Below are 18,975 nucleotides of genomic sequence, written 5' to 3'. Positions count from 1 at the left end.
ATGGCACGGGCCGAGCCGATCATCCTGTCCGGGGCCGAGCGCGCCGCCCTCGACCGGATCGCCGGCCACAGCCTCGGGCGGCAGGCGATGGCGCTGCGCGCCGGCATCGTGCTGCTGGCGGCAGAGGGGCTGAGCAACCGCGCGATCTCCGGCCGGCTGCAACTCGAGGAGCATTGCGTCGGCCGCTGGCGCCGGCGCTTTGCCCGCGAACGGATCTGGGGGCTGTTCGACCGCCCCCGTCCGGGCGCGCCGGCCCGCAAAAAGGCCGGGGGTGCCGCGCTTCCGGCCGTTATCGACACCAACCCTTAACCGCTCTTGGCCTCGCGCCGGGCCTGCTTCTCGGCCTGTTTCCGCGCCCGTTCCAGAAAGCGCCGGTCCATCGCCGCCTGGGCCTCCTTCGAGCCGTCATGGAAGGTGCCGAACCATTTGTCGAGCGGGACCACGCCGTCGGCGTAGTTGCATTCGAAATACTTGTGGTGGAGGTAGTGATCGTAGGAATGGGTGTCGATCGCCCGGTCGCGGCCGACCACCAGCTTGTCGAAGCCGACATGGCCGGGGGCGGGCGCCAGCCCGGCATGCACCAGGTTGAAGATCGCGTGCAGCGGGTGTGACGGCACGATCCAGTGGATCAGCACGCAGGAGAAGTACAGCAGGTGCTCGACCGGGTGCATCGCCAGCCCCGACCACGGGCCCGGATTGACGTTGTTGTGATGCAGCTTGTGCACGGCGTGGTACAGCGGCGGCCAGTGCAGCAGCCGGTGCACGAGGTAGAAGTGCAGGTCCCGCCACACCGGCACCAGCAGCATCAGGGCGACGAAATAGACGGGATGTTCTTCGAAGCTGATGAAGGGCACGTAGCCGTTGGCGAAGGCCCAGAGCGTCAGCACCTCATAGGCGGTCCAGAACGGCACGGCGCTGGCGAGGGTCCAGACCATGTTGTCGACGGTCTGGGTGCGGAACAGGAAGGCCGGGTTGTCGGTGGCCGGCCATTTGCCGTTGAACTTGAACGCGGTGCCCTGCCGCTTCCGCACATACAGCCGCAGATGGAAGGCGCCGAAGAACAGCAGCGTGATCACGGCGTTGCGGGCCAGGAGAGTGAGGATCCAGCCGGCTGAGAATTCCCGCATCGTCTCCAGCGGCGGTGTCAGCGCGAACCACAGAACAGCGGCTGCGGCGGCGTAGAGCAGATTCCAGGGCAGGATGAAGCCGGGATAGCCGAACAGCCATCTCAGGACCTTCAGCGGCCGGGCCGGCCAGACGAAGACCGGCGGATACTCGATCCGCTCGAGCGGCTTCCAATCCCCGCGCTTGTCGCGGGTGCCGTAGGGCGCGTCGTCCATCGTGCTTGCCTGGGCGGTGGTCTTTCCGAGGCACCAGGGTAGCGAGGCGCCGGAAAAGACCCCTAGGCGAGCCTTGATCTGATTTCATCACGCGCGGTGGCCGGGCGGCTCGGCCGTGGTCGCCCGGATGATCAGCTCCGTCGCCAGCCGCTGCGCCGTGCCGGAGGATGAGCCGGACTCGATCTGCGCCAGCAGCATCTCGATCGCCGCCCGGCCGGCGTCGTTCGAGCGGGAGGAGATGGTGGTCAGCGGCGGGTAGGTGCGGGCGCCGAGCACGTCGTCGCAGCCGATCACGCTGAAGGCGGCCGGCACCTCGATCCCCAGCCCGGCGAGGCCGGCCAGCAGGCCCTGCGCCACCAGGTCGTCGAAGGCGATCGCCGCGGTGGTCCGGGCGGACAACACGGCCGAGGCCGCCGCCATCCCGCCCTCATAGGACGGCCGCTCGGCGGCGACCTCGACGGCCTCGACGCCCAGCTCCTCCGCCGTTCGCAGCACCGCCATCCGCCGCTGCTGGTTGGACCAGGAGGAGGGCGGGCCGCCGATATAGGCGATGCGCCGGTGCCCCAGCGCCTGCAGGTGGCGGACCGCCGCCGCGGTGCCGGGGGCGCTGTCGATCAGCACCCGGTCCAGCCCGTCGATGTCGCGGTTGACCAGCACCACCGGCCGGCGGCCGCGCAGCGCCCGGACGGCATCCTCCGCCAGCCGCGACGAGGCCAGGACGAAGCCGTCGACCTGCGCCGCCATCTTGCCGGTCAGCCGCTCCTCCCGCGCCGGGTCCTCGTCCGAATCGCCGAGGAAGACGCACAGGCCGGCGGCGTCCGCCCGCGCCTCGGCGGCGCGGATCAACGGCGGGAAGAAGGGGTTGGCGACATCCGGCACGATCAGCGCGATGTTGCCGTAGCGGCCGGTCGACAGCGCCCGGGCCACCTGGTTCGGGGCATAGCCCAGCCGCACGGCCACGGCCATGACATGGGCCACGGTCGCCGGGCTCAACATCCCCGGCCGGCTGAAGGCGCGCGACACGGTCGACCGCGCCACGCCCGCGGCGCGGGCCACCTGCTCGATCGTCGGGATGGATTTCGGCGGCTGGTCCATCGGGTCCACTGGTTCGTTGCCACAGTCTTAGCGCGGCGCAGCGGCAGAACAAAATGGTACATCGCTTCCAAAATCGGGCGTGCAACCGGTTGCGACTTGACATGCAACCGGTTGCACAACACCCTTTGCCCCGGATGGCCCGCAACGATCGGGCCGGCAGCAAGGGGGACTTCATGGGGACGTTCGACTGGGTGGTGCTGTGGGCGTACTTCCTGCTGATGATCGGCATCGGCGTCTGGGCCCGCAGCCAGATCAAGACGGCGGCCGACTTCTTCACCGCCGGCGGCCGGATGCCCTGGTGGCTGTCCGGCGTGTCGCACCACATGTCCGGCTACAGCGCCGCGGTCTTCGTCGGCTATGCCGCGATCGCCTATACGGCGGGCTTCACCCTCTATGTCTGGTGGGCGATCGGCATCGCCTTCGCCATGGTGGTCGGGTCGGTGCTGTTCGCGCCGCGCTGGTCGCGGCTGCGGCAGCGACTGGCCATCATCTCGCCGCTGGAATACCTGTCGACCCGCTACAACGTCCCGACCCAGCAGGTGCTGGCCTGGAGCGGCGGCGCGCTGAAGATCTTCGACGTCGGCGCGAAATGGACCGCCACGGCCCTGCTGCTGAAGGTCTTCGCCGATGTGCCGCTGGTCTGGGGCGTGCTGCTGACCGGCGGCGTCACCCTGATCTACTCCACCATCGGCGGGCTGTGGGCCGATGCGCTGACCGATTTCAGCCAGTTCATCATCCAGCTGCTGGCCGGGGCGGTGATGTTCGTCGCGGTGCTGGCCAAGCTGGGCGGCGTCTCGGCCCTGTGGACCATCTGGGACCAGCTGCCGCCCGGCCATTCCCAGCCCTTCAACGGCCAGTACACCATCGTCTTCGTGCTGGTGTACCTACTGATCAACACCCTGTCCTACAATGGCGGCACCTGGAACCTGGCGCAGCGCTTCATCGCCGCGCCGACGGGCGGTGACGCGCGCAAGGCGGCGCTCTTGTCCGCCGCGCTGTACCTGGTGTGGCCGCTGATCCTGTTCTTCCCGATGTGGGCGGCGCCGATCCTGCTGCCGAACCTGGACCAGCCGCAGCAATCCTATGCGCTGCTGACCCAGAGCCTGCTGCCGACCGGCCTGGTCGGGCTGGTGCTGGCGGGGATGTTCGCGCACACCATGGCCATGACCTCCTCCGACGCCAACGCCGTCTCGTCCGTCGTCACCCGCGACATCCTGCCGGTGGTCTGGAAGGGGGCGCGGCAGATGTCCGGCCGGACCGAGTTGTTCGTCGGCCGGCTCAGCACCTGTCTGTTCATCGCCCTGTCGATGGGCATCGCGCTGACGGCCGACAGCTTCGGCGGCGTGCTGGGGCTGATCATCCTGTGGTTCGGCGCGCTGGTCGGGCCGATCGCGATCCCGATGCTGCTGGGCATGCTGCCGGCCTTCCGGCGCTGCGGCCCGACCGCGGCGCTGGTGTCCTGGGCCACCGGCCTCGTCGTCTTCGTCCTGGTGAAATACGTCTTCGTCGACCAGATCAAAGCGCTGAACCCGGACTGGACCACCTCGATCACCGTGGCCGGGCCGGTGCTGTGCTCGCTGGCCGTGTTCATCGGGATCGGCCTGGTGGCGCCGTGGCGGAACGCCGAGGCCGACGCGCTGATCGACGCGCTGGAGAGCGACGAGACGGCGGTGGCCGGCATCCCGGTCCGCGGCACGAGCGCCAGCCGTGCCTGAGGCGGTCTCGATCACCGACCCGGCGGCGCTGCGCCGTGCCACCGCCCGCCACCTGGTCGACGACGTCCTGGCCTGGTGGCTGGCCAACGCCCCGGACGACCGCCATGGCGGGGTGTTCACCTGCTGGTCGAACGATGGCGGCCGGATGCTGTCGCGCGACAAATACACCTGGTCGCAGGGGCGGTGGGTCTGGCTGATGGCCCGGCTGGCCCGCGCCGGGCGGCTCGGCCTGGTCGACATCGATCGGACGGCCTGCCTCGACCGGGCCCGCCGCACTGCGGTCCTGCTGCGCGACCACGCGCTGCTGCCGGACGGCAGCACCGCCTATCTCCTGGCGCGGGACGGCACGCCGAGACCGCCGGCGCCGGGGCAGGATCTGCACACCAGCGTCTTCGCCGACCTGTTCACCGCCCTCGGCTTCGCCGCGCTGGCGGCGGAGAGCGGGGAGGGGGAATGGGCCGGGCTGGCGGAGCGGCTGCTGGCCAACGCCGCCGGCCGCATCGCTGCCGGCACCGCGCGGACCGAGCCCTATCCGATCCGGGCCGGCTTCCGCGGCTTCTCGCTGCCGATGATCCTGGTCGGCGTCGGGGCCGAGGTGGTGGACGCGACCGGCTCGGCAGCCGCGGCCGAGACGGTGCTGGCCGCGGTGCGCGAGATCGAGACGGACTTCGTGTCCGGCAACGACATCGCCGAGATGGCGCCAGCCGCGGCGGACGACGCCGACACGCTGCTGGCCCGCCACCGCACCCCGGGCCATGTGCTGGAGGCTTGCTGGTTCCTGCTGCAGGCCGGGCAGTCCCTGCAGCGCCTAGGCATCGCGGCGGACTCCCCTCTGCTCGACGCCGGGGCCCTCGCCGACATCGCCATCCGCGCCGCGGCGCTGGGCTGGGACGAGAACCAGGGCGGGCTGTTCCGCTATGCCGACCGCGATGGCGGCGCGCCGCGTGGGCGGCGGACAGGCGACCGCTACGAGGACCTCGTCGTCGACACCTGGGACACCAAGCTGTGGTGGCCGCATGCCGAGGCGCTGTACACGCTGGCGCGGCTGCATCTCGAGACCGGGCGGCAGGATCTCGCCGCCTGGCACGACCGGCTGGCGGCTTACACTTACCGAATCTTCCCCGCCGGCCCGGGCGGCGAATGGGTGCAGATCCGCGACCGCGCCGGGGCGCCGCTTGCCAAGACGGTGGCGCTGCCGGTCAAGGACCCGTTCCATATCGCCCGGGCCCTGCTGCTGAYGATCGAAAGGCTGGCGGAGGTGTCTCCGCCGGCCCAACGGAGTTCTGAATGACCCTGCCCGCATCCGCCCCCATCGGCGGGATCGATGTCCAGGTCCATCCCAGCCGTGCCGCGATGGGCCGGGCCGCCGCTTCCGTCGTGGCGGCGAAGCTGCGGCGCCGCCTGGGCGACGGCGGCTCCGCCCGCATGATCTTCGCCGCGGCGCCGAGCCAGGCCGAGATGCTCGATGCTTTGGTGGCGGAGCCCGGCATCGACTGGGGCCGCGTCACCGCCTTCCACATGGACGAGTATATCGGCCTGGCGCCGGACGCGCCGGCGCGCTTCGCCCTGTGGCTGTGGCGCCATCTGTTCGACCGGCTGCCCTTCGGCGCCGTCCATCTGATCGACCCGGGCAAGGACCCGGCCGCGGCCGCCGCGGACTACGCCCGCGCCCTGGCGCGGGCCCCGATCGACATCGTCTGCCTCGGCATCGGGGTCAACGGCCATCTCGCCTTCAACGACCCGCCGGTGGCCGACCTGACCGACCCGCTGGATGTGAAGGTGGTGGAGCTCGACGCGGTCTGCCGCCAGCAGCAGGTCGATGATGGCTGCTTCCCCACGCTCGATTCGGTGCCGACCCACGCCATCACCCTGACGCTGCCGCGGCTGCTGCGCGCCGATCGCCTCGTCTGCGTGGTGCCCGGCGCCGCCAAGCGTGAGGCAGTGCGCCGCGCCCTGCACGACCGGATCGGCGCCGCCTGCCCGGCGACCGCGCTGCGCCGGCACCCTGCCGTCACCCTGTTCCTGGACCCGGAGTCGAACCCCCATGGCTGACATCGACGCCGACGCTCTCTGCGCCGCCTATCTCGACCGCACCCATGACCTGATGCGCGCGATCCTGGAGACCGAGCGCGACAGCCTGGACCGCGCCGCCGCCCGCCTGGCCGACCAGATCGAAGCCGACCGGCTGATCCATGTCTTCGGCCCCGGCGGCCATTCCAACCTGGCGGCGCAGGAGATCTTCTTCCGCGCCGGCGGGCTGATGCATGTCTCGGCCATTCTCGACGAGGGCACGCTGCTGTCGAACGGCGCGCTGCGGTCGATGGCGATCGAGCGGACGCCGGGCTACGGCCGGGTGGTGATCGCCGATCGCGGACTGGGACCGGACGACCTGCTGATCCTGGTCAACGCCTACGGCATCAACGCCGCGCTGATCGACGCGGCGATCGAGGCGAAGCGGCGCGGGACGTTCGTCATCGGCGTCAGCTCGCGCGGCCATGCCGACCAGACGGCAGCAGACCATCCCGCCCGCCACCCGACCAGGCAGAACCTGCACGACCTGGCCGACATCGCCATCGACACCAAGGTGCCGGTCGGCGACGCGGTGGTGCGGATCCCGGGGGTCGGCGAGCCGGTGGCGGCCGTGTCGACCTTCGCCAACGCCTTCGCGCTGAACTGCCTGGTCATCCGCACCATCGCCAAGCTGGCCGAGCGTGGCATCGAGCCGCCGGTCTGGCGCAGCGGCAACGCCCCGGGCGGCGACGAGGCCAATGGCCGCTTCATCGGCCGGTTCCGCGGCCGGGTCCGGTCGCTGTGATCACCGGCCGCGACCCGGCCACCGGCCGCAGCCTCGCGGTCACGGTCGTGGACGGCCGGGTGGCCGCGATCGAGGACGTGCCGGCGGGCGAGACGGCCTGGCTGTCGGCCGGGCTGGTCGACCTACAGCTCAACGGTTTCGCCGGGCTCGACCTGAACGGTGGCGGCTTGGTGCCGGAGACGGTGGCGCGGCTGGCGGCGGTGCTGCGGGACGGCGGCGTCACCAGCTTCCTGCCGACGCTGATCACCGCCCCCGAGGCCTCGATCACCACGGCCCTGGCTGCGATCGCCGCCGCGCGGGCCGCCGACCCGCTAGTGGCCCATGCCATCCCGGCGGTGCATGTCGAAGGGCCGCACATCTCGCCGGAGGACGGGCCGCGCGGGGCGCATCCGCGCGACCAGGTGCGGCCGCCGGACCTCGCCGAATTCGACCGCTGGCAGGGGGCCTGCGGCGGCCTCGTCGGGCTGGTCACGCTGTCGCCGCACCATGCCGGCGCGCCGGACTACATCCGTGGCCTGGCAGCGCGCGGCGTCCATGTCGCCATTGGCCACACCGACGCCTCGCCGGACCGGATCGCGGCGGCGGTCGAGGCCGGCGCAAGGCTGTCGACCCATCTCGGCAACGGCATCGCGGCGATGCTGCCGCGCCATCCGAACCCGATCTGGTCGCAGCTGGCCGAGGACCGGCTGACCGCCAGCTTCATCGCCGACGGCCACCACCTGCCGGCCGAGGTGCTCAAGGCGATGCTGCGGTCCAAGGGGCTGGACCGTGCCGTTCTGGTCTCCGACGCGGCGGCGCTGGGCGGCCTGCCGCCCGGCCTCTACGACCAGCCGGTCGGCGGCAGGGTCGAGCTGACGGCCGACGGTCGGCTCGGCCTCGCCGGCACGTCCTTGCTGGCCGGCGCCGCTCGGCCGCTGAAGCAGGATGTGGCGCTGGCGATCGAAATGGTGGGCATCCCGCTGGCTGACGCGCTGCGCCTCGCCACCCTCAATCCCGGCCGCTTCGTCGGTGGGCGCGGCGTGCTGGCCGTCGGCGCGCCGGCCGATTTGATCCGCTTCCGCTGGGCCCCGGGCGACCGGGATCTGGCCATCGACACCGTCCTGGTCCTGGGCGAGGAGCGGCCGTGAGCGACCTGGTGCCAGCCGGCGCGGCCGTGATCGACGTGACGCCCCCGGCCGGCCTCGCGATGTCAGGTTTCGCCGCCCGCGCAAGCCCCGCCACCGGTGTGCACGACCCGCTGACCGTCCGGGCCGTGGCGGTCGGCGAGACGGCACTGGTGGTCGCCGACGCGATCGGCCTCCACGAGGACAGCTGTCGCCGGATCCGCGACCGCGCCGGCCTGGCCGACGGCCATCTCATCGTCGCCGCCACCCACACCCATGGCGGGCCCGTCGCCATGCCTGGCCGCCTTGGCCCGGGGCTGGACCCGGCCTGGCTGCAGCGGCTGGAGGATGCCTGCGTCCAGGCGGTCGCCGAGGCCCGCGCCGCGCGGCGGCCAGCCCGGCTCGGCTTCGGTCTGGGCGCGGACCCCGGCATCGCCCGCAACCGCCGCCACGCCGGCGGCCCGGTCGATCCGGCGCTGCCGGTGCTGCGGATCCGGGAGGAGGGCGGGGCGGAGATCGCGGTGCTGGCCTCCTATGCCCTGCACCCGGTGGTGCTGGGCGCCGACAACACCCTGTTCACCGCCGATTATCCGGGCGCGGTCCGCCGACATCTCGAGGCCGCCCATCCCCGCGCGGTCGCGATCTTCCTCACCGGTTGCACCGGCGACATCAACACCGGCCATCCGGCCCATGCCTCGATCTCGACCGCGCCGCGGCCGGACCGGACCTTCGCCGAGGCCGAGCGCATCGGTGCCCGGATCGCGCAAGCGGCGCTGCAGACGCCGGAGCAGCCGCTCGGCGGCACCATTCACGCCGCATCGACCGAGCTGATGCTACCCCTGGCGCGGACCGAGACCGAGGCGCCGAGCGTCCTGGCGGATGCCTGGCGCCGCGAAGCCGCGGCAGCGAACCCCGCCCGGGCCGCCCTGCTGCGACGCTGGATCGACTGGGCCGAGCAAATAGCGCCCCGCCCGCTCGCCCCATGGTCGGCCCGGGTCACCCTGTTCGACTGGGGCGGCGCGCGGCTGGTCGGCCTGCCAGGCGAGATCTTCGCCCAGACCGGGCTCGACCTGCGCCGGGCGCTGGACGGCGACCCGCTGGCCGGCCGCACCATGACCTTCGGTTTCGCCGATGGCTGTCCCGGCTACATCCCGCCCGCCGGCGAATACCGGCATGGCGGCTATGAGGTGGAGGAGGCGCATCGCTACTACGGCCTGCCGGCCGCCTTTGCGCCCGGTGCGGCCGAGAGGCTGGTCGACGCCGCGCTCGGCCTGACGCGCCGCTGAGCGGCGCGTCCGAGGTTGCAAGGCCAGCGGCCTTTGAGTTCGGCTCTTCGATCTTTACCCGTCATGGCGAGGAGGCGAAGCCGACGTGGCCATCCAGTGGTTCGTGCCGCTGGTACCCCTTCGGGGCTCGCCATGACGGGTGAGTATTTCCGGCTGCTGAATTGAGGCCTCAGGCGAGGTACTTCTTGAACCAGGCGATCGTCCGGTCCCAGGCCAGCTTGGCCGCCGCCTCGTCGTAGCGCGGCGTCGAGTCGTTGTGGAAGCCGTGATTGACGCCGGGATAGATATAGGCCTCGTAGGTCTTGCCGGCTGCTTTCAGCGCCGCCTCATAGGCGGGCCACCCCTGGTTGATGTTGGTGTCCAGCTCGGCATAGTGCAGCAGCAGCGGCGCCTTGATGCGCGGCACGTCCTCCGCCTTCGGCTGCCGGCCATAGAACGGCACGGCGGCGGCCAGCTCGGGATAGGCGACGGCCGCGGCGTTGGCAACGCCGCCGCCGTAGCAGAAGCCGGTGATGCCGACCTTGCCGGTGGTCAGCTCGCTCTGCATCAGGAATTCGACCGCGGCGAAGAAGTCGTTCATCAGCTTCGCCGGGTCGACCTTCTGCTGCAGGTCGCGCCCCTTGTCGTCATTGCCGGGATAGCCGCCGACCGAGCTCAGCCCGTCGGGCGCGAGCGCGACGAAGCCGGCCTTGGCCACGCGCCGCGCCACATCCTCGATATAGGGATTGAGGCCCCGGTTCTCATGCACCACCACCACGCCGGCGACCTTGCCGGTGGCCTTGGCGGGGCGGACCAGATAGCCGCGGACCTCGCCATTGCCCTTTGGCGACGGGTAGGTGATGTACTCCGCCACGATGTCCGGGTCGGTGAACTCGACCTGCTGCGCCATCGCGTAGTTCGGGCTCAGCGAGGTGAGAATCCCTGCCGCACTGAGCCCGGCGATGGCGAAGGCGCCGGCGCGGTCGAGGAACTCGCGCTTTGTGATCCTGCCATGGACGTAGAAGTCGTAGAGCTCGAGCAGCTCGGGCTGGAAGTCCTGTGCGGTGAGACGGGTCATGCAGCTCTCCCCTTTCCGTTCGGACCGCCTCGCGACTCCTGAAGCGGCTCCACGTCCTCACGTTCGTCGCGGCCGGACCCGTCGGTTACAAAATCATTTCGCCAGCTCGGCCCGGATCTTGTCGACCTCGGCGGCGCTCATCTCGCCGACCGTGGTGACCTTGCCGTCCTGGATCCGCCACAGCCGGAACGGGCCGGTGATGTCACCGTATTTGTCGAAGCTGACTGGGCCGATCACGCCTTCGTATTTGATCGGCTTGCCGTCCTTGATCAACTGCAGCGCCTTGGCGAACTCCGCCTTGCCGGCATGGATCGGCGTGCCGCCCTCGGCCACCACCTGCGGGATCGCGGCCTTGATCGCCGCGGCATCGGCCTTGCCGGCCTTGGCGATGGCCAGCCCGACGATGGCGCCGGCGTCGTAGGAGCGGTCGGCCGCCGGCGCGTCCGGCTTGATGCCGCCGGAGAAGGCCTCGTAGGCGCCATAGAAATAGTCGGTCGAGGCCGTCTTGCTGGTGCCCGAGGAGGTGCCGTAGGTGTCGTTCAGATACTGCGCGCCGACGGCTTCGATGAAGTCGCTGGAGTTCATGCCGTCGTTCAGCAGCAGCTTCTGCGGGCCGCCGCCCGAGATCCAGGCGCGGGCGATGGTGGCGCCGTCGACCGGGGTGCTGACCAGGTACAGCGCTTCCGGCTCTCCCGCCATCGCCGCGCTGGCCTCGGCGGAATAGCTCGACTGCTGCTCGTTATAGGGGGTGGTCGAGGTGATGGTGCCGCCGAGCTTGGCGTAGGCGGCCGAGAACTCGCGGACGATGTTCACGCCGAAATCGTTGTTGACGTGGATGACGGCGATCTTCTTCAGGCCCTGATCGAGCGCGTATTTCGCCGCCGCCGTGCCCTGCAGCGCATCCGAGGTGATGGTGCGGAAGAACACGCCGTTGGTCTTGCCGTCCCGGCCCAGCGCGGTCAGCGTCGGCGAGGAGGAGGCGGGCGACACCTGCACCACCCCGGCCGGCGCCGTCACCGAGGTCAGGATCGGGATCGACACCGAAGAGATGATGCCGCCGATGATCACCGGCACCTTCTTGATGTTGACCAGCTGCGTCGCCTGGTCGACCGCGACGGTGCCCTGGCTCTGGCTGTCGCGGGTGTCGGTCACCAGGGTGCAGCCGGCGGCGCCGCCGGCGTCGTTGATGTCGCGGAACGCCATCTCCACCGATTTGGCGCCCGCCTGGCCGTAGGCGCCGGCCGGGCCGGTCAGCTCCATCACCAGCCCGACGGTGATGTCGCAGGCGGCGGCCGGCAGCGCCGGCGCGCCGATAACCGCCACCAGGGCGGTGGTCAGAAGGATCTTTTTCATCGCTGTACTCCCTGTTTGATTGGGCCGGCGACCTGCCGGCCGTTGTTTGGTGAATGTCAGGCGGCACCCTTGTTCAGATTGTACTTCATCACCGCGCCGTGCCGGCCGTGGCGGTCGCGTTCCAGGGTGAAGACGTCGCCCTCGATCTCCCGCGCCCCCGCCAGCGCCTCGGCGATCAGGGCATGGTCCTCCTCGGTCAAGGCGAGGCCGGAGATGGCCAGGTTGGCCGCGAGGTGGTCGCGGTTGCGGGCGCCGACGATCACCGCCGCTACGCCCGGCCGACCGAGCATGGCGCTGCTGGCCACCGTGGCGATGTCGGTGCCGTGCCGATCGGCGACCTGGCGCAGCGCCTGCAGCAGAGCCTGGAACAGGTCCCAGCCGCCGAAATCGTCGATGATCAGCTTGTATTTGACCAGCGACCGGTTCTCCAGCGCCTCCACCGCCGGCTCCGCCGCGCCGAGCCAGCGGTCGCCCAGGAAGCCGCCGGCGACGGTGCCGTAGCACAGGAAGGAGACGTTGTGCTCGGCCGCAGCCCGGGTCATCCGCCGCTCCGGCCGACGGTCGAGCAGCGAATACTGCACCTGCATGGTGGCGAGCGGCACCCCGGCCTGCACGATCTCCAGCATGTGGTCGGTGTCGAAATTGGTGCCGCCGATCTTGTGGATCTTGCCGGCGCGGTGCGACTCCTCCAGCCACAGCGCGGCCTCCCGCCAGCGCGGCGCGTCGTAATCCCACCAGTGGAACTGCACCAGGTCCAGCCGCTCCACCCCCAGCCGCCGCAGCGACTGGTCGATCACGGCCTCGACATCGGCCTTGGCGATCCGCGGCAGCACCTCGAGGTCCGGCACGTATTTGGTGTGGATCTTGATCCGGCCCAGCGCCTCCGCCCCGCGCAGGTCGCGATACTGCCGCCGGAACCGGCCGATCATCTCCTCGACCCCGGTGTAGATGTCGGCGCAGTCGAAGGTGGTGATGCCGGCATCGGCAAAGGCCACCATGTCGGCCACCGGGTCGTCGCTGCGGACCGCCCCGTGGCCGCTCGACAGCTGCCAGCCGCCGCGGATCACGCGCGAGATCTCGTAGTCCGGGGCCAGCGGGAATCTCTGCATGGTCGCCTCACTCGTCCTGGAGCGGCAGGGGCACCGCCGTGGTCGCGGCATGGCTGAACCGGCGCCGGCCGGTCCGGGTGATGCGGAAGCGCGACGAGCAGTTCGGGTCGGGACAGGTGACCTCGGAATCCGTCGTCATCCAGTCATGGGCATGGGTCGGGCGCTGCTTGGCCGGCAGCAGCGGCAGCAGCGCCGCCAGCGAGTAGATCGAGAAGCCCTGGCCCGGCGGCAAATGCAGCATCTCGCCGCGCAACTCGAAATGGTCGCCGACCTTGGCGCCGCAATAGATCGGCCCGCCCTCGGGCGCCACCACCTCGACCCGCAGGTCGTACAGCTCAAAGCTGTCGTCAGCCATAGGCTCTCTCCTCGGCATCCGCGGCGTCGAGTCGCCCGCGGATCAGGCGGAAGGACCGGGTGATGTCGTCGGTCAGCGCCCGGGTCGACCCGCCGGCATCGCCGCGCTCCAGCGCCGCGATCAGCTCCCAGTGGAAATGGGTGGCCGGGATGTCGCGCTGCTCGTCATGGATCTGCGCCGCGGCACGGACATAGGGGCCGGATTGCAGCCACAGGCTTTCGACGATCGGGATCAGCACGGCCGACCCGGCGGCGCGGTAGATGGCGAAATGGAAGTCGTGGTTCAGCTCCGACGTCCGATGCGCCTTGTCCGCATCCTCGCTGCGGAACGCCGCTTCGCACGCCACCGTCAGCTGCCGCAGCCGGTCGAAATCCGCCGCCGACAGGTGGGGCAGCGCCAGCGCCGTCACCTGGCCCTCGATCAGGCAGCGGGCGCGGGCCAGGTCGTCCAGCCGCTCGCGGGTGATCAGCGGCACCCGCACCGACCGGTTGGGCAGCGCCTCCAGCGCCTGTTCGGAGACCAGCCGGCCCAGCGCCTCGCGCACCGGCATGGTGCTGGTCTGCAGCGTCTCGGAAAGCTCGACGATCCGCAGCACCTCGCCGGCATCGAACATGCCGTGGATCAGCGACCGGCGCAGCTCGGCATAGACCCGGTCGTGCAGCGTCTCGCGCCCGACCGGCGACAGCGTGCGGCGCCGACTCATGCGATCGGATCCCTGCAAGGCGTCCTGTGTCGCTCGTCCCGATCGGGCATCCGCCCTCCAGGCTGTGGTCGGTTGCTGCTGCCCCCAATTTTCTACTTGCCAACCCGCCGCGTGTAAACTTTGATCAAACATCACCGATCAAAATTGGTCCGAGGCGGATGCAACCAGCCGCACATGCCCCGAACGCTTTCGCCGGCGCGCCCGTGATCGAGGGGCGCGACCTGGTCAAGCAGTTCGGCGGCCTGCGCGCGGTGGACGGCATGTCGATCGCGCTCGGGCGCGGCGAGATGCTGGGCCTGATCGGCCCCAACGGCGCCGGCAAGACCACACTGTTCAACCTGCTGGCCGGCAGCTTGGCGCCGAGCGCCGGCACCATCCGGGTCGCCGGCCGCGAGTTGCGCCGGGGGCCGGAGCAGCGCATCGCCCATGGCGTCGCCCGCACCTTCCAAATCCCGCGCCCCTTCGCCGAGATGACGGTGCTGGAGAATGTGTTGACCGGCGGCCAGCGCCAGGCGGGCGAGCGGATCTGGCTGAACCTGGTCCGGCCCGGCCGCGTCGCCGCCGAGGAGCGGGCGGCGGTGGCGAAGGCACGGGCGCTGCTCGACTTCGTCACCCTGTCGCATCTCGAGCACGAGCCGGCGCGCGTGCTGTCCGGCGGCCAGCGCAAGCTGCTGGAGCTGGCGCGGGTGCTGATGGCCGACCCGCAGGCGATCCTGCTCGACGAGCCGGCCGCCGGGGTCAACCCGACGCTGCTCGAGCTGATCATCGACCGGATCCTCGAGCTCAACCGGCAAGGCAAGTCGATCCTGCTGATCGAGCACAATATGGAGATGGTGGCGCGGCTGTGCGGCCGCGTCGTGGTCATGGCCGGGGGCCGGTACCTGACCGAAGGCGCGCCCGCAGAGATCGCGCGCAACCCGGCCGTGGTCGACGCCTATCTCGGCGGGGTGGCCTGATGGAAGCCGCCGCCCTGTCGACCCGGGACTTCGTCGCCGGCTACGAGCCCGACCTGCCGATCGTGCGCGGCGTCGATTTCCAGGTGGCGCGCGGGGAGCTGGTGGTGGTGCTGGGGCCGAACGGCGCCGGCAAATCGACCCTGGTCAAGGCGATCGCCGGGCTGGTGCCGGTCCATTCCGGCACGGCGTCGCTGGGGACCACGGACATCACCGTCGTGCCGGCGCATCAGAAGATTCGCCACGGCCTGGCCTTCGTGCCGCAGACCGAGAACATCTTCGCCACGCTGTCGATCCACGACAATCTGCGCGCCGCGGCCGACATCCTGTCGAAGGACCGGCGCGCCCGGCGCATCGCCGATCTCTACGCCATGTTCCCCGACCTCGCGGCGCGGCCGTCGCTGCGGGCCGGGCAGCTCTCGGGCGGCCAGCGCCAGATGCTGGCGGTGGCCCGCGCCCTGGTGGTCGAGCCGTCGGTGCTGATCCTGGACGAGCCCTCGGCCGGCCTGTCGCCGAAGATCGTCGCCGAGGTCTTCGCCCGGCTGCAGGCGATCAACCGGGCGGGCGTCACCATCGTGCTGGTGGAGCAGAACGTGAAGGCGGCCCTGGCCATCGCCGACCGCGCCGTCATCCTGGTCGAAGGGCAGGTGCGCCACGAGGGACCGGCCGCCGGCCTCGCCGACGACCCGATCGTGGCCGAGCTCTATCTCGGCGCCCGCCGCCACGGGGCCGCGCCATGAGCCCGCAGGTGCTGATAGACGGGTTGATCACCGGCGCGATGATCGGGCTCGGCGCGATCGGCGTGACCCTGACCTATTCGATCCTGCGCTTCGCCAATTTCGCGCATGGCGAGCTCTTGTCCTGGGGCGCCTATGCCGCGCTGGCCGCCGCCGGCGCGCTCGGCAGCGTCTCCGGCGGGCTGCTGACACCGATCGGCCCGTTCTCCTTCGGCTGGGGGCTGCCGATCGCGGCGGTGATCGCCGTGGCGTTCACCGGCGGGCTGGCGCTGCTGGTCGACTGGCTGCTGTTCGGCCGCCTGCGCGACAAGCGCAGCAGCATCATCATCCTGGTGATGGCCAGCTTCGGCGCGGCGCTGACGCTGCGCAGCCTGCTCGAATTCATCTTCACCTCGAAGCCGGCCTACTACACCAAGGCGCTGCAGATCGCCCTGCCGCTCGGCGGCGGCCTCAGGGCCACGCCCGACCAGCTGCTGTCGCTCGGTGTCGCCGCGATCCTCGTCCTCGCCGTGCATCTGATGCTGACCCACACCGCGACCGGCCGGGCCATGCGCGCGGTCAGCGAGAATCCGCAGTTGGCCGGCGTCGTCGGCATCGATGTGCGCAAGGTGGTCCGCACCGTCTGGCTGATGGGGGCGGGGCTCGCCGCCGTTGCCGGCATCTTCGCCGGGCTCCTGGTCCAGATCCGGCCGCAGATGGGGCTCGACCTGCTGCTGCCGCTGTTCGCCGCGGCGATCCTGGGCGGCATCGGCAGCGTGCCGGGCGCCATGCTGGCCGGCCTCGTCGTCGGCCTGGCCGAGGCGGTGGCCGTGCCGCTGGTCGGCGGCGAATGGCGCGCCGCAATCGCCTTCGTCGTGCTGGTGCTGGTGCTGCTGGTCCGCCCGCAGGGCCTGTTCGGGAGGGCGGAATGAGCGTCGAGCTGGTCGCCTATGGCTGCTTCTTCCTGACCATGGCGCTGACCTACGCGGTGATGTGCCTCGGCCTCAACCTGCAATGGGGCCAGACCGGGCTGTTCAATGTCGGCGTCGCCGGCTTCGTCGCGATCGGCGCCTATGTCTCGGCGCTGCTGACCACGCCGGACGCGCCCGACCGCCTCGGCGGCTTCGGCCTGCCGATCGTCGTCGGCTGGCTCGGTGGGGCGCTGGCCGCGGCCCTGATCTCCTTCCTGATCGGGGCGCTGACCATCCGGCTGCGGGCCGACTACCTTGCCATCGCCACCTTCGGCGTCGCCGTCACCGTGCAGCTCTGCGCCCTCAACCTGATCCCGGTGACCGGCGGGCCGTTCGGCATCGGCTTCATCCCGCGGCCCTTCGCCGAGCTGGCGAGCGACCCGCTGCTGTTCGGCCTGGCCAATCTCGGCGTGCTCGCCGCGGTCGTCCTGGCCCTCTATCTCGCGCTGGAGCGGCTGGTGCGCAGCCCGTGGGGCCGGGTGCTGCGGGCGATCCGCGAGGATGAGACCGCCGCGCGGGCACTGGGCAAGAATGCCCGGGCGTTCCGGCTGCAGGCCTTCGCCATCGGCGGCGGCATCATGGGGCTGGCGGGCGCGGCGCAGGCGCATTTCATCGGCTTCATCGCGCCCGACAACTACCTGCCGCGGCTGACCTTCCAGGTCTGGGCGATGCTGATCGTCGGCGGCTCCGGCAACAACCGCGGCGCCATCCTGGGCGCGGTCTTCGTCTGGGGCCTGTGGGCGGCCTCGGGCGGCGCCATCTCGGCCCTGTTCCCGCCCGACCAGCAGGCCCGCGCCGCCGCGCTGCAGATCGTCATGATCGGCGTCGCCCTCTGCGCCGTCCTGCTGCTGCGCCCGCGCGGCATGCTGGGCGAGGACCGGGTGGTGTCGCGCCATCTCGGCCGGCTGTCGCGCCGGACCACCAAGGAGACGTCTCGTGCCGGCAACCCCTGAGCGCATCGATCTCGGCCCCGGCCTCTCGATCAGCCGCCTGGTCTGCGGCCTGTGGCAGGTGGCGGACCTGGAGAAGGACGGCACGATTCTGGACCCGGAGCGCGGCGCCGACGCCCTCGACGCCTACGCCCGGGCCGGCTTCGACAGCTTCGACATGGCCGACCATTACGGCAGCGCCGAGCTGATCGCCGGCCGGCTGCTGGCCCGCCACGGCAAGGGCCCGGGGCGGCCGCTTGCCTTCACCAAATGGTGCCCGGAGCCGGGGCCGATGACCGCCGAGGTGGTCCGCCGCGGCGTGCAGGACCGGCTCGACCGGCTGGGCGTCGACCGGGTCGATCTGCTGCAGTTCCACTGGTGGACCTTCGAGCATCCGGCCTGGCTCGACGCACTGCATGAGATGGCACGGCTGCGGCAGGAGGGGCTGATCGGCGCGATCGGCGTTACCAATTTCGACGCCGCGCATCTGGCCGTGGCGCTGGCCGACGGCGTGCCGGTGCTGACCAACCAGGTGTCGTTCTCCCTGGTCGATCGCCGCGCCGCCGGCGCCCTGTCCGAGCTGTGCCGGGCGAAGGGCGTGAAGCTGCTGGCCTACGGCACGCTGTGCGGCGGCTTTCTATCGGACAAATGGCTGGGCCGGCCCGAGCCTGCGGCGATGCCGGATTGGAGCCGCTCGAAATACAAGCGCTTCATCGATGCGGCCGGCGGCTGGAATATCTTCCAGGGGATCCTGCGGGCCGCCGCCGAGATCGCGGCCAAGCACGGCGTCTCCCTCTCCAACGTCGCGACCCGGTGGGTGCTGGAGCATGAGGCGGTCGCCGCCGCCATCATCGGCGCAAGGCTGGGCGAGAGCGAGCACCGCGACGACAATCTGAAGGCTTTCGGCTTCACGCTCGATGCCGAGGACCGCGGGCGGCTCGACGACGCCTTCGCCGCGGCCACGCCGATCCCCGGCGATTGCGGCGACGAATACCGCCGCCCGCCCTACCTGACCGCGTCGGGCGATCTCAGCCACCATCTCGCCGCCATCCCGTCGATCTTCACGGCCGAGCCGGTGCCCGGCCGGCCGGACCGGCTGCGGGTCTCCTCCGGCAGCGTGTGGGAGCCGATCGCCGGCTACAGCCGCGCCGTCCGGGTGAAGGACACCATCCGCGTCTCCGGCACCACCGCCACCCATGGCGGCGACCGCTGCGTCGCGCCGGGCGACCCGGGGGCGCAGGCCACCTACATCCTCGACAAGATCGCCGCCTCGATCACCGCGCTCGGCGGATCGATGGAGGACGTCGTGCGCAGCCGCATCTATCTGCGCGACGCGTCGAAATGGGAGCCGGTGTCGCGCGCCCATGGCCGGGTCTTCGGCGCGATCAAGCCGGCCAACACCCTGGTCGAGGCCGGTGCCCTGGTCGGCGACTACGAGGTCGAGATCGAGGTCGAGGCGGTCGTTTCGTAGCGGG

The 18,975-nt window shown here is 71.1% G+C and carries 19 protein-coding genes; 12 read left to right on the top strand and 7 right to left on the bottom strand.

What is annotated here, in order from left to right; genetic code table 11:
- Positions 1 to 309, top strand: a complete 309-nt coding sequence (locus AB4Z01_RS01360; RefSeq protein ID WP_441689720.1) for a helix-turn-helix domain-containing protein — start codon at positions 1 to 3, stop codon at positions 307 to 309.
- Here AB4Z01_RS01360 and AB4Z01_RS01355 read toward each other — a convergent pair.
- Both AB4Z01_RS01355 and AB4Z01_RS01350 read right to left on the bottom strand, forming a co-directional pair.
- The gene (locus AB4Z01_RS01355) at positions 306 to 1,340 is read right to left on the bottom strand and encodes a sterol desaturase family protein (protein WP_441689718.1); all 1,035 of its coding nucleotides are present in this window, start codon (positions 1,338 to 1,340) and stop codon (positions 306 to 308) included. The genes AB4Z01_RS01360 and AB4Z01_RS01355 overlap by 4 nt on opposite strands.
- A gap of 87 nt (positions 1,341 to 1,427) precedes the next feature.
- On the bottom strand, positions 1,428 to 2,435 hold the full coding sequence (locus tag AB4Z01_RS01350; RefSeq protein ID WP_441689716.1) for a LacI family DNA-binding transcriptional regulator: 1,008 nt from the start codon (positions 2,433 to 2,435) through the stop codon (positions 1,428 to 1,430).
- Positions 2,436 to 2,608: 173 nt separating this feature from the next.
- On the opposite strand from AB4Z01_RS01350, the gene AB4Z01_RS01345 reads away from it, so the two are divergent.
- Genes AB4Z01_RS01345 through AB4Z01_RS01320 form a run of 6 tightly spaced genes read left to right on the top strand, consistent with a single transcriptional unit; the run spans position 2,609 to position 9,354 of the window.
- Positions 2,609 to 4,150 (top strand): sodium:solute symporter family protein, encoded by a 1,542-nt coding sequence (locus AB4Z01_RS01345; protein ID WP_441689714.1) that lies wholly within the window; start codon positions 2,609 to 2,611, stop codon positions 4,148 to 4,150.
- Complete coding sequence (locus AB4Z01_RS01340) at positions 4,143 to 5,441, top strand: AGE family epimerase/isomerase (RefSeq protein WP_441689712.1); 1,299 nt, start codon at positions 4,143 to 4,145, stop codon at positions 5,439 to 5,441. Before AB4Z01_RS01345 ends, AB4Z01_RS01340 begins: the two co-directional genes overlap by 8 nt.
- Entirely contained in the window at positions 5,438 to 6,202 is a 765-nt protein-coding gene (locus AB4Z01_RS01335) for a 6-phosphogluconolactonase (protein WP_441689710.1), read from the top strand. The genes AB4Z01_RS01340 and AB4Z01_RS01335 overlap by 4 nt, the downstream gene beginning before the upstream one ends.
- Entirely contained in the window at positions 6,195 to 6,965 is a 771-nt protein-coding gene (locus AB4Z01_RS01330) for a sugar isomerase domain-containing protein (protein ID WP_441689708.1), read from the top strand. The genes AB4Z01_RS01335 and AB4Z01_RS01330 overlap by 8 nt, the downstream gene beginning before the upstream one ends.
- The gene (locus tag AB4Z01_RS01325) at positions 6,962 to 8,092 is read left to right on the top strand and encodes an N-acetylglucosamine-6-phosphate deacetylase (protein WP_441689706.1); all 1,131 of its coding nucleotides are present in this window, start codon (positions 6,962 to 6,964) and stop codon (positions 8,090 to 8,092) included. The genes AB4Z01_RS01330 and AB4Z01_RS01325 overlap by 4 nt, the downstream gene beginning before the upstream one ends.
- The gene (locus AB4Z01_RS01320; RefSeq protein WP_441689704.1) at positions 8,089 to 9,354 is read left to right on the top strand and encodes a neutral/alkaline non-lysosomal ceramidase N-terminal domain-containing protein; all 1,266 of its coding nucleotides are present in this window, start codon (positions 8,089 to 8,091) and stop codon (positions 9,352 to 9,354) included. Before AB4Z01_RS01325 ends, AB4Z01_RS01320 begins: the two co-directional genes overlap by 4 nt.
- Before the next feature lie 169 nt (positions 9,355 to 9,523).
- Here the strand turns inward: AB4Z01_RS01320 and yghX are convergent, their stop codons facing one another.
- The 5 genes from yghX to AB4Z01_RS01295 form a co-directional block, all read right to left on the bottom strand.
- A complete protein-coding gene (gene yghX, locus AB4Z01_RS01315) occupies positions 9,524 to 10,411 on the bottom strand; it encodes a YghX family hydrolase (protein WP_441689702.1) in 888 nt (295 codons plus the stop codon).
- A 93-nt stretch (positions 10,412 to 10,504) separates the two neighbouring features.
- A complete protein-coding gene (locus AB4Z01_RS01310; RefSeq protein WP_441689700.1) occupies positions 10,505 to 11,764 on the bottom strand; it encodes an ABC transporter substrate-binding protein in 1,260 nt (419 codons plus the stop codon).
- A 56-nt stretch (positions 11,765 to 11,820) separates the two neighbouring features.
- Complete coding sequence (locus tag AB4Z01_RS01305) at positions 11,821 to 12,873, bottom strand: aldo/keto reductase (protein ID WP_441689698.1); 1,053 nt, start codon at positions 12,871 to 12,873, stop codon at positions 11,821 to 11,823.
- A 7-nt stretch (positions 12,874 to 12,880) separates the two neighbouring features.
- Positions 12,881 to 13,228 (bottom strand): TIGR04076 family protein, encoded by a 348-nt coding sequence (locus tag AB4Z01_RS01300; RefSeq protein ID WP_441689696.1) that lies wholly within the window; start codon positions 13,226 to 13,228, stop codon positions 12,881 to 12,883.
- Positions 13,221 to 13,931, bottom strand: a complete 711-nt coding sequence (locus tag AB4Z01_RS01295) for a GntR family transcriptional regulator (RefSeq protein ID WP_441689694.1) — start codon at positions 13,929 to 13,931, stop codon at positions 13,221 to 13,223. Before AB4Z01_RS01295 ends, AB4Z01_RS01300 begins: the two co-directional genes overlap by 8 nt.
- Before the next feature lie 158 nt (positions 13,932 to 14,089).
- Between AB4Z01_RS01295 and AB4Z01_RS01290 the strand changes: the two genes are divergently transcribed.
- From AB4Z01_RS01290 to AB4Z01_RS01270, 5 genes are read left to right on the top strand one after another with little or no spacing between them, the layout of a single operon-like run.
- Positions 14,090 to 14,887: an ABC transporter ATP-binding protein gene (locus AB4Z01_RS01290; protein ID WP_441689692.1), complete on the top strand. Its 798-nt coding sequence runs from the start codon at positions 14,090 to 14,092 to the stop codon at positions 14,885 to 14,887.
- Positions 14,887 to 15,624: an ABC transporter ATP-binding protein gene (locus tag AB4Z01_RS01285; RefSeq protein WP_441689690.1), complete on the top strand. Its 738-nt coding sequence runs from the start codon at positions 14,887 to 14,889 to the stop codon at positions 15,622 to 15,624. The genes AB4Z01_RS01290 and AB4Z01_RS01285 overlap by 1 nt, the downstream gene beginning before the upstream one ends.
- Positions 15,621 to 16,532, top strand: a complete 912-nt coding sequence (locus tag AB4Z01_RS01280) for a branched-chain amino acid ABC transporter permease (RefSeq protein WP_441689688.1) — start codon at positions 15,621 to 15,623, stop codon at positions 16,530 to 16,532. The genes AB4Z01_RS01285 and AB4Z01_RS01280 overlap by 4 nt, the downstream gene beginning before the upstream one ends.
- Positions 16,529 to 17,524, top strand: a complete 996-nt coding sequence (locus tag AB4Z01_RS01275) for a branched-chain amino acid ABC transporter permease (RefSeq protein WP_441689687.1) — start codon at positions 16,529 to 16,531, stop codon at positions 17,522 to 17,524. The genes AB4Z01_RS01280 and AB4Z01_RS01275 overlap by 4 nt, the downstream gene beginning before the upstream one ends.
- Positions 17,508 to 18,971 carry an aldo/keto reductase gene (locus AB4Z01_RS01270; protein ID WP_441689686.1) on the top strand — a complete coding sequence of 488 codons (1,464 nt, stop codon included), beginning with the start codon at positions 17,508 to 17,510 and terminating at the stop codon, positions 18,969 to 18,971. Before AB4Z01_RS01275 ends, AB4Z01_RS01270 begins: the two co-directional genes overlap by 17 nt.
- The last annotated feature ends 4 nt before the right edge of the window (positions 18,972 to 18,975 follow it).

Origin of the sequence: Inquilinus sp. YAF38, assembly GCF_052113205.1 — a bacterium.
Classification (GTDB): Bacteria; Pseudomonadota; Alphaproteobacteria; order DSM-16000; family Inquilinaceae; genus Inquilinus.
Note: the sequence above shows the minus strand (reverse complement) of the source record. Positions and strands in the feature narration are given on the sequence as shown.